An 11,905-nucleotide genomic window follows, 5' to 3' on the forward strand; every position below is an offset into this window, starting at 1 on the left:
TAATCGAATAGCCAGAAAACTGCTTTCTCACACGTTGGGTATTTTTGCCAATTTTAAACAAGGCAAAAGTCAACGCGACTTGCTTCAACAAGCCAAGGTTATAGGGTGTTAAAGTCGAGCATCGCGTATATTTAATCCTATTTCTAAAAAAATCTGGGTTCAGTAATTGATATTAACCCCTAGGGAGTGAGCATATTTTGATTAGTATTTATCCTTAAGATGTAAATGCAAGAAAGTTTAATGGATTGCTTTTGTGGCTATATTTTACTCGATATAAATACTATAAAACTTCGTTTTTTTAAACAATTATCTTCAAAAGACGATTAAAATAATGTGCTCGCGCCCTGTATCAAACCCAACATCAGAAACTATAAATAAATCATGTTAGCTTCTGATGTTGAAATGATTTAATAGATATTTATAACTATTCCCATTGGGATATATTATTTATTTTCCAATAATCAATGGAGTCTCTGTTTAAATCTATTTTTCCATCTGGGTATTCAACTCTTGCATTTCCTCTAGGATATATTCCCGGAGGATTTTCTGAAACAATTATCTTGGGCATTTTAGTTTCATCCAAAGTGGGCATATAGGTGATTTTCCATTCACTTCCAGGAATCAAACTTAACCCGAACGAAGTTGTTCCACCTGATTCTCCATATAATCCTATTTGATTAGGCATATCATAATCCTTTCGCAGAAAAGGATAAATAATTGGTTTATAATTAATATAATTTGTGAATTTTTCCATTTCCTTAGGCTTTTCTGAGTCATTGATATAAACCGTTATACCTGTTCCAGTGTAGGGCACAGCATCTTTTATTAAATGATTAACATCAGTATACATAATAACGAATACAATAGTATTGATGTGCCATTGGCACCAGCCCCCTCCTTGAAGAGGTATTTTTTCCTTAAAATAACCAGTTGTGGAATTTACTGAAATATTAACGTCATCCCCTTGGTGCCTAGGAGTATGATAAATCGCTCCTCCAGCAGTATTGTGAGTAGATAAACATTTATTTGAGATATATCTTCTCTTCAAAATGGGAGTAGTATTCGGAGGAATAACACCTTCAACTGTGATCCATTGATTGTTTTCAGGAGGTGAAAATGGTTCAGAATTATCTTTATAAGTTTGCCAAGAATCCGAAATAGCATTAGATAAAAAGTCACACCCTGTTAGGCACAAAGTGAGTGGTAATAATATAAATGGTATCAACTTTATCATACTCGCTATGATTCCTATCTTTATTTAGAATAACGTTGTAAGGCTATAAGGCCTCTTTCATCTTTTCGGGTTACTTCCAACGTAGTGGCCAATTGATTATCTATTTCTCTTAAGAAATAATATTCTCTGATTTTTTTTCTTTGAAATACTGCGCGAATCGAATGCGGTTCACTTTCAAGAAATGATAAATCTTCCTGCTCCCTTTGCAATTTTTTATCCGGTGAAAGAGTGCACAGTTCTCGCAATCTCTTATCAATATATTCAGCATATAAGGCGCTACTATGGTCAAGAAGGCCTGTTCCACGCTTATCTGTAGGATTTTCATCACCCTGAAAAAATGAACGTATCTCTTGCTCTCTGTATTTATCTACTTTGGTCTGTTGTTCAATAAATTCTTTAGTCTCTTTTCTAGTTTTTTCATTTAACTCCGGAAGTAAATAAAGTTTTGATTCTGAATCAGGGAGAGCATAAAAATAAACTAATTTACCATGGTGTAAAAAGGGGTCGTTATCACGGCTGAGTGACTTAATACTTTTTGCAGTGAGAGCACCTGCTATACTTAATGATGTTCCAATAGCCGTATCAAATACTTCGATTGCGTATCCTACAAATTTATGATCTGCTTGAAGAGCAATATTATCCATATCCTTGTTAAACGGTACAGATGGAACAAAATCATCTTCATTAACATGACGATAATGAGTAATTTCAGTGAGTTCCTGCACTGCGCTTTGGGTGAATAAACGTGGCATACCGTAGGTATAGAGGCAGGGATTATAGGATTTTAATTGTGCGCTATGTAATAAGGCGAGGGCACCCCCCAAACTATGACCGCAGACGAATAGTTTTCTTACTTTTGCTAATCCCAAAACATGTTCGAATACTGTTTCCCTTTTTTCTATATCAGTAACTTGGATATCTTTGACAAGATGAAAAGCTTCCCAAAAACCTTTATGGACTTTTCCTTTTTCGCTAAAACCGCTACATACACCTTTAGGTGTACAGCCTAATTCTAGCGGCTGGAATGTCCCATCTGTGAGAATATCCTTTTTTTCCGTCATTTCAGTGCCGCGCCATCCAACAATAACTTCTTTATTATTTGCTACATAAAAAAGCTGAGTATGTCCCTGAGGGATATCTTGTTTATTTGAGTCAATGTAGACGACCTCAGTATAGCGATCACTGAATGGGACATCATAAACAACCGGGGTAAAAGATTGGTCATTAAACTTATAGGGAAGTTTTGAAATATCAAGCATCTGGTTATTAAAGACATTCACGATAGATCCAGTAGCATACTTATTGTCATCACCATAAGTTAATATGCTCATCAGTGAAAAATTATAGGCGTTAACCAGTGAATAATCTTTTTGGTGATGCCATAATAAAGACCATGCCCTGAATGGGCAGACCTCAATTACATAGCGATAAGTATCGAAAGCGGAAGGTATGACTTCAAGACCTACTGGTTCATTGTTGGGAAAGTGGCAACTAGGGAGAGGGATTCCTTTTTTCCATCCTTTAATAACAGGCATTTTATCAACCAATTCTCCAATCATTGCATAATAATATTGACAGCCTAATTTTTGACTTTCTGCAAAAACGGTTGAAATTTTGGACATAGAATCCTTAGAGCGTGCATATTTGTATTCGCCGTTACGCTTGACTCTCAATGGGCGTTTTTCCATTTCATCGGCAAGTTCTTGCCCACTAAGAAATAAACGTAAAGGAGAAGCCAATAATTGTTCTTCCCGGATCATACCATTTCCGTCTGTTGTTCCTTTACGCGTGATTTTTCTATTTTTTAATGTATAGGGCATATTGGCTATGGGTTTATGATGTTCATCGACAAGCTGAATTTCTATTTTGTTCTTTAACATGGCCTGACAATCATGACAATAAATCGAATTTGCATTACTCATCAATCTTTCTCCTGTTCTTTTTCTTGTACCATCGCCAACAGATAATCCTGACCAGAGATTTTCTCAACGTATTGACCCGCTTCAATTCTTTGCTGCAATCACTGTTCTATTTGTAGTTCCAAACTACCCACAGGTTGATCCAGTTGTTTCGCCATTTCACCGTGGTTTTCCCATAAATCATCATAAAGTGAACTACTTAACACTTTCAGACCGTAAGGGGATCGCAGCCAGACTGTCAGCAGGTGTTCACCCAGGGTAAACGGGATTTTACTGTTACTTTCACCACAGGCTTCGGGACGGCAAAACCACACCGGCTGTGGTGTGTCGATCATCAGTTCTGTCACCGGTGATAACATCAGAGACCAGTCGCTGACCGTGAAAGCGGGCACCATCGCACCGAAAACGCGGGCGTCCATGATGCGAAACAGCACCTGTTCGCCATTCATCATCACTAACTGGCGGTGTTGCCAGTGAACAAGCTGCTTCTGCCACGACATAGTGCTGCGGTACGCCCAGCCCCAACTGTTATCACTGAGTGCGTGACTATCCAGCATCTCTCCTATTTGGAATAACTGGCTGAACTTGGCTTGTACCAGCCACGGGCTTTGTTTCAGCATCTTTTGCATCGGCGTACCACTGTATAGTGGAAACGCTTCCTCCACCCAATCATTCAGGTAAAAATGTTCCACCGGATTGGGTGTTGCCAGCGAATTGAGGATAAAGAATACCGGAGCATCATTGGGCTTATTCAGCCATGCCTGCCAGCTTGTTGTAGTTTCTGTCATCGTTTCTTCCGTCATTATGATTATTCCTTTTTGGCGGGCTTAATCACTGGGCTGGCATCTTGCTGAGCCAGTAACGGGCAGTATGGGTGAGCCGGAAATTCCACCATTGGCAATGGCTCCACGCCTTCCGGTAATTGCAGTGAAATCCCGCGACCGTTGCCGCCTGAATCTTGTCCAACATTAATCATTGAAGACAAAATGCCGCCCGGTGTGACTTTCAGAAAACTACCACCCACTTTCAGGGTGATTTCTGCTGCCGCTTCCAGTACGACTTTGCCGCCACTTTTCAGGTGGATTTCCTGCCCGCTGTCAATCACGGTCGCATCGCCGGTCTGGATATGCTGGCTGCCGGCAATCCGGTGTGACACGTCCCCTTCGGTGGTGATTTTGCGCGAACCGGCGACCTGATGATGGTCATCAGCGCGGATATCGTGGTAACGGTTGTTATCGATGCGTTGTTTCTGGTCATGCTTGATATGCCAGTAGGCATCATTTTCGATATGCGCAGTCAGATCTTTCTGGCCGTGGAGATAGATTTCTTCGCTGTCTTTGGCATCCTCGAAACGCAGTTCGTTAAAGCCTTTACCCTTATGCGTCTTGGTCTTAAAGGTAGTACGGGTTTTTTGGGCCGGTAAATCCAGTGGTGGGCGGTTCAGGCCGTTGTAAACACAGCCGGTGACGATGGGGCGGTCAATATCACCGTTCAGGTAAGAGATAATCACCTCCTGCCCGATCCGCGGTATCGCCATAAAACCAAAGCCGTTACCGTTCCAGCCCTGTGCCACCCGCACCCAGCACGATGCCCCATCATCCGGCTGGTCGTAGCGGTTCCAGTGGAAATGCACTTTAATCGCGCCGTCTTTATTGACGAAGATTTCTTCCCCTTTCGGGCCGACCACGATGGCGGTTTCATCGCCATCTGCCAGCGGTTTGTAGTGGAAAGGCGGACGATAATCATCCAGACCGGAAATAAAACTGAACTGGTTGGAAAGTGTGGTGCCTTCACCGGCATCATTTCCCAATGCCTGCGGGCAACGCCCGTGATGGCTGATACTGACTACCTGCCAGCGCACATTCAGCGGCTTATGGGGGTGATTTTTTATCTCAAAGATTTTGCCCGGCATCAGTTTAATGCAGTTACTGCTGCCAGTTCCGGTTTGTTTCTGGTTATCCAGCGCTTCCTGCCGGTATTTTAAAAACGGAATGGCGGCAGCATCTTTCTGAAAACGCCCGTAACTTTCAAACACGGTGTAAGGGGTCTGGCTACCAAAATCGCGGAAACCTTCACTGCTGTGCATATGGGAGAGATGATAGCGCGGGTTCTCCGGGTTGAAATCTTTGTGCAGGCTGCGTTGCGGGCTCATGCCGACGCCTAACCGTACCTGATAAATCGTATCTACCCCGTGCGCGGTTTCCGGCTGGGGCTGGTATTGCAGCGGTAAGCCAGCGGTCATGCCCAGATGGCGGTCACTGAAAAACAGCGTTTCATCCTCAAACCAGAAACTGATACCTTCTTCCGCGGCTAACCGGCTGAAAAATGCATAATCGGATTCCCGTTTCTGGGTCACATATTCCCGGTCCTGATGCACATCGTAGAGCTTCGAATCGGTTTTCACCCGGTGTTTTTTCAGCAGGCTGTTTAAAATGGCCGGCACATTTTGCTGATGATAAATCCGGCTGTCCTGATTGAGCGTCAGCCGCCAGCAGGCAGGGCGGACGGTGACGGAATAGATTGTCTTATTACCATCGGTGCCCACCCAGTCCGCATGGGAGATGATGCCGGTGATTTTGCGCTGCTCCGTTTCACCATAAAAAACCTGCAACACCGATTCCTGCATCAGCAGCGAGGCCAAATCAATCTCCGCCTGTGGTTTAAAGGGAGTCGGGTTGCCCGTTCTGACCAGTGTCATGTTCAGGGTAAAAAGTTCGGATAATCCCTCTTGCAGGGAAAACTCCCCCACAGCAAAAGTGTCTTCCGGCACACCGGCGATGTGGCAGACAAAGCGTAATCCACTTTTCATGTTAATGTTTTCCTTATGGTTGACGTCATGCGTTCCTTAATCGGTTACATTGCCGGGCGTAACCCATCGACATGCCAGAACTGCCATAGCACCTTGTGACTGTCCGGGGTGAAAATCTCCAGCATGACAAACGAAGATTGGGTGATAAAACAAGCCAGCGCCTGATTAATTAACCGGCAGAAGTGATACATTTCTCCCTGATTACGATAACAATCAGGGTTCAGCGTCAGTGAGAGTAAATGCCCACGAATGGGTCGCCCCCGCCGCATCCGGTCAGTCAGACTCTCTTCCACCTGTACAATGCCGTCAATGTGTTGCTGGAACTGGCGGCTCAGCGGACGGTTGGTCTCGCTATGCGGGTCAAACAGGCGGAGAAACTGTTTCAGGCTGTCGGTGGCAAATAACATCACCGGCGGACTGGAGAGGCAGGAGAGCAGCGGCCAGCCGTTATTTTCCTGTAATAATGGCGGGGAATCGGTCACCACCGGAATAATATTCTGCACATCAAGATGGGACGGTACACTTTCCGGCGTCACAGTAATTGCGCCTTGTTCCAGCGTCAGTGCCTGCTCATGGTAGCCGATGAAAGAGCACGAGACAGCAATACCCGGCAGATTGTTTGCCGGATTGCCGGCCAAATCAAAAAAGCACAGCCGGTGCCGGATCCTGCCCAGAAAATCCTGCTCAGTCTGAAGCTGGTAGTAAAACGTGTCGGGCTGCGCATCGACATCGAAAAAACGCCCGGCGGGAACAAACTGCTCAATCGGCAGCCAGTGATAAGGTGCGCCACGCTGCTCACTGTCTTCGGGCTGCACTACCACCTGAACCTCCCGCAGCCGGTACAAGCACACTGATCCGCCCAATGGCAGCGGATAGCAGTGATTACCGGCTTCCAACCGGACAGGCGGGCTGGTCTGGTTTTCCAGATGGATCGCCGGCACACAACCCAACAAAAATGCCCCCTCGACATCCTCCAGTGGCAATTCACCCTCGAAACGCAAAATCAGCTCAAACGTGCCATCGTCATTCAGCGGGACTTTTGCGCAACTGCTGCTGATATCCAGCGTGACAAAGTTATAAAGCGCCGGCAACGCATAATATTCCACCAACGGTTGCAGGCCGGAATAGGGACTTTTGGCGGTGGGCAACAACGGTTCGTCAAGCAAGCCATGCCAGCCATCAGGAAAACTTTTCATTGTTCGCCGCTCATCCTGTGTGTTCAGGCTGATATCACAGATATGTTGATCCAGCCACAAGCTGAGCTGGGCGGCGCGCTCCGTATCGGTGCCAAGGAAAAAAGATAAGGCTCCGCTTTGCCAGAAAGAAGACGCCGAACCGGTTTGGCATAGTGTCAGGATGATTTCACTGTGAGTGCCCGTTTTCCTGACTGCGCGCTCCTGTACAATCAGCGGTTCAATCTGCAAAGGACGGCAGGTTTTAAAGTTGATCAACTGCCCGTTAAGGCTGGCAGACACCGATGTACTGATCGGGATCTCGGCAGTGCCCTGATGTTCATCATCCGTGGGCGTAAATTGTACTATCGTCGTAGGTGGAATAGGAGACAAAGCTAACGGCCAGATACGGGAGAGAATGCCGTGAACAATTTCGGGAAAATTATCCTCCAGCTTGTCCCGCAGATTGGCAATCAAAAACGCAAAGGCTTCGAAAACACGGGCAATATCAGGATCATGAGAGGAAATCAGAAACTCAGCCAGATGCGGCGACTCTTTCGCGATGTGCTCAGCCAGCTCTCGCAGGTAAGCGCGCTCTTTTAGATAAAGCGATCCCTTGTTGTTTTTCATTGAATTTAACTTATGTTTTATCAATTAGGCTTCGGTGTTATGCTGAATCTCAGCGAGATAAAATGCGTAGTTGAACAGCAGAGCACATTTATTCTACACATTAATCAATCAAATTAATTAACGAATTAAATCCAATTTTTGGCTGGTGCTGGCAGGATATAGGGGGATTATCGGAATATGCACGGTAATTCAGGCAAAAATCAGGCTGGCAGGAATCCTTAACGGTTTGACTCCCTCCTGTCTGACCGTTAATATCTTTCTCTACAAAAATGATCCCTCGCCTGTCAGGATCGCCTTCGGGTGGCGAATGAAAACTCCCGTAGCCTGCAAGGGAGAGCAAGCATTGCGGTACATCTGCCCACCTTTGGAAGCAGATATTGTCAGACATAAACCCCTTGTCTGGTAATGAAGGTTTCTTAAACTAAAAATACGCCCAAAAGGTGTTGTTATCTTGTCGCCGAAGGGTGTTGAACGTGGGTTCATACACTGACTTTTCAAATCAACATAAATCCTATTTATCTTCAATGAACAACAGGATGGCTTTTGCGCATCCGTTCATACTTTTATCTATCCCTGTCTGAATTATTCAACAGACAATTTTTCTACCGCTAAACCATTAACGCATGACTACCGTTTGACATTGAATCTGGCGGCGTTTTGCTGTACCCGTTGGTATTTCAACGCTTGCATAGTCTTTGCTGATTGTTCGAAAACTCAAGGCGTCACTTTTTGCGGGTTACCGCTGAAAGTGACGCCGCAGCCAAAGCACACCACAACCCTGACAGGCTCACGCCTGCTTCACCACTCAGTGAATCTGACACTGCATTTTTAGATTGAAAAAGGAGAACTTGACGATATCGAGGCTGGCTTTTTTGCCGGAGGGGATGACCTGCACACGCAGGCGGCAGTACCGCGTACTCAACCGATACCCCGCAATACCTCAAATATCCAATATAGTGTTATCACCGATAACTACTGTCGAATATTGATAAAATTTGAGTTGGCGATATTTGAATATCTGGTTGTGCGCTGTCCGATTGGTTTTGTACTCGCCTTTTGGTAACTCATTCATCGTTATTTACCTACATTCAGTCTTCACCCAATCCCTCAGTCCGAGGAACTGGGCTTCAAGGGTTTCGAGTTCTCCGAGGAGACGTACATAATCTTGTTCAGCGTCTTTCGCCAGTCTGGCGGATCTTGAACCATCCACGCCGGAGGAGGCAGTGGTTTTAGACACGGGACACTCGGCTTTGACGTACACGCGCTGAGTGTTAGTACGCAAATCGTCACTAAGCTGATCAATCTTAGATTTGGCATGGGCGAGTTCCTGAGTGTGCTTGGTGTCCAGTTCTGCAAGGTGCTTGATGCGTTCTTGCTGCTCGTTTATCGCGATGACCTGCTCGTCATACTGTCGCTTTAACCTAGCATATTCTTCAGCCTTGTCCTGATATTTGCCGTAGCCAAACCAGACCAAAGTAGAAAGAACCGCCAGATATCCGTAAGCTAGGTATTGAGTGTTGAACTTCATAGCATCTCAAACGCTTTTTCAAACGTTGCCTCAGAATAAGGCTGCTGGCCGTTCTCATGCCGGATAATGGACTTAGCCAATGCAATCAGCGTCGGTTTATTGATGTCCAGAACTTGATGCTGGTCAACATTGAGCGCCTTGGAAACGCCGTTGATATAAGCGGTGGTGTTGTTTTCTATATTGGGTGCCCAGCGGTTGATGATTTTAGACACGCTGTTATGGCCGCCCTTGTGGTAATTGATCAGCAACTTCATCAGTGCACGAATACCGTATTCTGGAGACTCGAACCGACAGAACCGCTTCTCAATCTTTGGGTCGTGGGGCAATTGACCTTGCCACTTATTCGCGGGATTGTGATCAATATTGCCCGGATTATTGTTGCGAGTACCTCTGGTCACTGTTTATCTCCCAACCGTTTATTGATGGTGCGGATAGCAAACTCGCGTATCTTCTCAACGCCAATAAAGCCTACCAATCCACCCGCAAAGGGGGCTGCACTGCCGGGAATGCCGAACAGTTCTAAGCCGCTCGAAATCCCCCATGACAGCGCGCCACAGAGCACACCTTCTATCCATTTGTTTTTGCGGTCTACGCCGTCATAGACCAGACGACCGTAACAAATCACGATGGCTAAAGCAGAGCCGGATATCTGCGGCCATGAGTTTTTCAGGCCGTTGAGTATGTCAGCCCATAAATCAGGATTTTCTTTCATCTTCATATTCCACCCCATCTGAACAATGGGCGTCCGTGGGGTGAACGATGGTTACCCCTGTGAGTTGTAGTGAGTAGGATGCCAGCCGCAATAAGAGAGACTGAGGTTCTGGGAGTGATTGCGGTGGCGAATTCGGTTGACATTGCATATATTTTATGTATACTGATACTATACAATATACGGCGGTGAGCAATGATCAAAAGTTTTAAACATAAAGGGTTAGAAAAATTCTTTAAAACAGGCTCTACAGCAGGTATTCAAACAAATCACGCTGTAAAACTGAATATTCAATTAACCGCATTAAACGCAGCTAAAAAACCTGATGACATGAACGCACCGGGTTGGAAATTGCATCCATTAAAGGGCGCAGATTTAAAAGGCCACTGGGCTATTTCTGTCAATGGAAACTGGCGGATGACATTTCGCTTCGAAGGTGAAGATGCCATTTTAGTCAATTATCAAGATTATCACTGAGGAATAACGCAATGAACAGAATGCATAACCCCGCACATCCCGGAATGGTTTTGCGCGAATATTTAAGCGACATTTCTGTCACAGATGCGGCAAAAGCACTGGGGATCACCCGCGTGGCTTTATCCCGTATTTTAAATGGTAACACCGGTATATCCGCAGATATGGCGCTCCGTTTAGAAGCCGCATTGGGAACTAGCGCCGAAATGTGGACAAGCATGCAATCTCAATATGAATTGTGGCAGGCATCCCAACAACAGCGTCCTGATATCAAACCGATATTTGCTCATGCGTAAGTTTTAATTCCCTCGATTTCGGGGGATTAAAATAAAAGCCCCGCCTTGAATTTACTACCCAGCATTTCGAACTACTGCATATTTTGCAGGAGTTGAATAAAACCATCGAATTCATCTTTCATTAGTACCGATCCCGATTAATTTGAGTTGTAAACTCTGAATTGACTACGGGCTATGGAGACAGGTACTGATCTCCTGCATTACGCCGCCCAGTTCCCCATCCCGCACACCGTAGTGATGATTGGTCGGTCTTTCAGGGGGCAATTAAGACGTAGGTATCTAAGCTGCCAATCAGCCTTGGCATTCTCCACATTACAATAATCACTATTTAATGATTATTGTAGTATAGAGAAATAAAAAACCAGCGCTATTAATATGCTGGTTTAATAATAAAACATTTAGGTAAATTCATTAGTCTCTATGTATTAAAATTAATGGACTATTGCTTTTACGCTAGTTCCTTCAAGTTTAATTTTCACAATTTTACCTTGAACAAAAGCATCATGAGCAATTTTATTATGTCTCGCGTTTGTTTGATGAACAGCAATACATCCTTCATCACCGGATTCTAGACTCACAAACCAATAAACATCTTGAACCAAACTGTCCAAAGAAACAGTGTAAGCCAGTTTTCCGATATAATTACCGGAAGTCATAAATTTTGTACAACCAAAATTGCTTGGATTAACTATACCTCCAACATCAGCGCTCTTAGTCTCCGCAGCCATGCTTGTTCCAGCAACCAGAGACAAAAACAGTCCTGCAAGAATACTCACTTTTTTATTTATCATAGCGTTTCACCTTATTTATATGGATTAATCTTGTCAGACATCACTTAGATATTATCCGCACAATATCTAAACATCACTATTAAAATAAGGATAACACTGATAATTTAACTCAGATAGAGAGAACGTTTTTAAGCCTATTATTAATCATCATCAAGGGAATGATAATTATCATAATAAATTTTATTTTCTCTCGAAAATAAAAACCCCGCACTGGGCCTGTCTCTTCTACACAAATCCCTCGATTGAATCGAGGGATATTTTTGAACCTTTTTCTGCCTGGCTGATCTCAACAAGAAATACCACGTTGAGGTAACGTATGATGTTTTCTACAAACACTGAGCAA

Annotated in this window: 13 protein-coding genes; 3 read left to right on the top strand and 10 right to left on the bottom strand. The window is 44.5% G+C overall.

What is annotated here, in order from left to right:
• Positions 1 to 424: 424 nt before the first annotated feature.
• From Xenpb_RS18260 to Xenpb_RS18285, 6 genes are all read right to left on the bottom strand, one after another.
• Entirely contained in the window at positions 425 to 1,234 is an 810-nt protein-coding gene (locus tag Xenpb_RS18260; RefSeq protein WP_222943043.1) for a hypothetical protein, read from the bottom strand.
• Between the two features lie 20 nt (positions 1,235 to 1,254).
• Entirely contained in the window at positions 1,255 to 3,156 is a 1,902-nt protein-coding gene (locus Xenpb_RS18265; RefSeq protein ID WP_187655585.1) for a lipase family protein, read from the bottom strand.
• Between the two features lie 98 nt (positions 3,157 to 3,254).
• Positions 3,255 to 3,956, bottom strand: coding sequence for a DUF4123 domain-containing protein (locus tag Xenpb_RS18270; protein WP_255523192.1), 702 nt, complete (start codon positions 3,954 to 3,956; stop codon positions 3,255 to 3,257).
• A gap of 5 nt (positions 3,957 to 3,961) precedes the next feature.
• Positions 3,962 to 5,962: a type VI secretion system Vgr family protein gene (locus tag Xenpb_RS18275; RefSeq protein WP_187655586.1), complete on the bottom strand. Its 2,001-nt coding sequence runs from the start codon at positions 5,960 to 5,962 to the stop codon at positions 3,962 to 3,964.
• Between the two features lie 44 nt (positions 5,963 to 6,006).
• On the bottom strand, positions 6,007 to 7,764 hold the full coding sequence (locus tag Xenpb_RS18280; protein ID WP_187655587.1) for a type VI secretion system baseplate subunit TssF: 1,758 nt from the start codon (positions 7,762 to 7,764) through the stop codon (positions 6,007 to 6,009).
• A gap of 100 nt (positions 7,765 to 7,864) precedes the next feature.
• Positions 7,865 to 8,152, bottom strand: a complete 288-nt coding sequence (locus tag Xenpb_RS18285) for a hypothetical protein (protein ID WP_187655588.1) — start codon at positions 8,150 to 8,152, stop codon at positions 7,865 to 7,867.
• Between the two features lie 246 nt (positions 8,153 to 8,398).
• On the opposite strand from Xenpb_RS18285, the gene Xenpb_RS18290 reads away from it, so the two are divergent.
• Positions 8,399 to 8,596 (top strand): hypothetical protein, encoded by a 198-nt coding sequence (locus Xenpb_RS18290; RefSeq protein WP_187655589.1) that lies wholly within the window; start codon positions 8,399 to 8,401, stop codon positions 8,594 to 8,596.
• A gap of 246 nt (positions 8,597 to 8,842) precedes the next feature.
• Here the strand turns inward: Xenpb_RS18290 and Xenpb_RS18295 are convergent, their stop codons facing one another.
• Genes Xenpb_RS18295 through Xenpb_RS18305 form a run of 3 tightly spaced genes read right to left on the bottom strand, consistent with a single transcriptional unit; the run spans position 8,843 to position 10,010 of the window.
• Positions 8,843 to 9,292: a lysis protein gene (locus Xenpb_RS18295; RefSeq protein ID WP_187655590.1), complete on the bottom strand. Its 450-nt coding sequence runs from the start codon at positions 9,290 to 9,292 to the stop codon at positions 8,843 to 8,845.
• Positions 9,289 to 9,690, bottom strand: coding sequence for a structural protein (locus Xenpb_RS18300; protein WP_187655591.1), 402 nt, complete (start codon positions 9,688 to 9,690; stop codon positions 9,289 to 9,291). Before Xenpb_RS18300 ends, Xenpb_RS18295 begins: the two co-directional genes overlap by 4 nt.
• Positions 9,687 to 10,010 (bottom strand): phage holin, lambda family, encoded by a 324-nt coding sequence (locus Xenpb_RS18305; RefSeq protein WP_255523193.1) that lies wholly within the window; start codon positions 10,008 to 10,010, stop codon positions 9,687 to 9,689. Before Xenpb_RS18305 ends, Xenpb_RS18300 begins: the two co-directional genes overlap by 4 nt.
• A gap of 186 nt (positions 10,011 to 10,196) precedes the next feature.
• On the opposite strand from Xenpb_RS18305, the gene Xenpb_RS18310 reads away from it, so the two are divergent.
• Positions 10,197 to 10,478 (top strand): type II toxin-antitoxin system RelE/ParE family toxin, encoded by a 282-nt coding sequence (locus Xenpb_RS18310; RefSeq protein WP_099125740.1) that lies wholly within the window; start codon positions 10,197 to 10,199, stop codon positions 10,476 to 10,478.
• A gap of 11 nt (positions 10,479 to 10,489) precedes the next feature.
• The gene (locus tag Xenpb_RS18315; RefSeq protein ID WP_187655592.1) at positions 10,490 to 10,771 is read left to right on the top strand and encodes a HigA family addiction module antitoxin; all 282 of its coding nucleotides are present in this window, start codon (positions 10,490 to 10,492) and stop codon (positions 10,769 to 10,771) included.
• A 431-nt stretch (positions 10,772 to 11,202) separates the two neighbouring features.
• Here Xenpb_RS18315 and Xenpb_RS18320 read toward each other — a convergent pair whose 3' ends face one another.
• Positions 11,203 to 11,562: a hypothetical protein gene (locus Xenpb_RS18320; protein WP_187655593.1), complete on the bottom strand. Its 360-nt coding sequence runs from the start codon at positions 11,560 to 11,562 to the stop codon at positions 11,203 to 11,205.
• Between the last annotated feature and the right edge of the window lie 343 nt (positions 11,563 to 11,905).

The organism is Xenorhabdus sp. PB62.4, assembly GCF_014467285.1.
Taxonomy (GTDB): Bacteria; Pseudomonadota; Gammaproteobacteria; order Enterobacterales; family Enterobacteriaceae; genus Xenorhabdus.

Coding starts and splice junctions, on each gene's coding strand:
- Xenpb_RS18260 (WP_222943043.1), bottom strand. CDS start 1,234: ATGATAAAGTTGATACCATTTATATTATTACCACTCACTTTGTGCCTA.
- Xenpb_RS18265 (WP_187655585.1), bottom strand. CDS start 3,156: ATGAGTAATGCAAATTCGATTTATTGTCATGATTGTCAGGCCATGTTA.
- Xenpb_RS18270 (WP_255523192.1), bottom strand. CDS start 3,956: ATGACGGAAGAAACGATGACAGAAACTACAACAAGCTGGCAGGCATGG.
- Xenpb_RS18275 (WP_187655586.1), bottom strand. CDS start 5,962: ATGAAAAGTGGATTACGCTTTGTCTGCCACATCGCCGGTGTGCCGGAA.
- Xenpb_RS18280 (WP_187655587.1), bottom strand. CDS start 7,764: ATGAAAAACAACAAGGGATCGCTTTATCTAAAAGAGCGCGCTTACCTG.
- Xenpb_RS18285 (WP_187655588.1), bottom strand. CDS start 8,152: ATGTCTGACAATATCTGCTTCCAAAGGTGGGCAGATGTACCGCAATGC.
- Xenpb_RS18295 (WP_187655590.1), bottom strand. CDS start 9,292: ATGAAGTTCAACACTCAATACCTAGCTTACGGATATCTGGCGGTTCTT.
- Xenpb_RS18305 (WP_255523193.1), bottom strand. CDS start 10,010: ATGAAGATGAAAGAAAATCCTGATTTATGGGCTGACATACTCAACGGC.
- Xenpb_RS18310 (WP_099125740.1), top strand. CDS start 10,197: ATGATCAAAAGTTTTAAACATAAAGGGTTAGAAAAATTCTTTAAAACA.
- Xenpb_RS18315 (WP_187655592.1), top strand. CDS start 10,490: ATGAACAGAATGCATAACCCCGCACATCCCGGAATGGTTTTGCGCGAA.
- Xenpb_RS18320 (WP_187655593.1), bottom strand. CDS start 11,562: ATGATAAATAAAAAAGTGAGTATTCTTGCAGGACTGTTTTTGTCTCTG.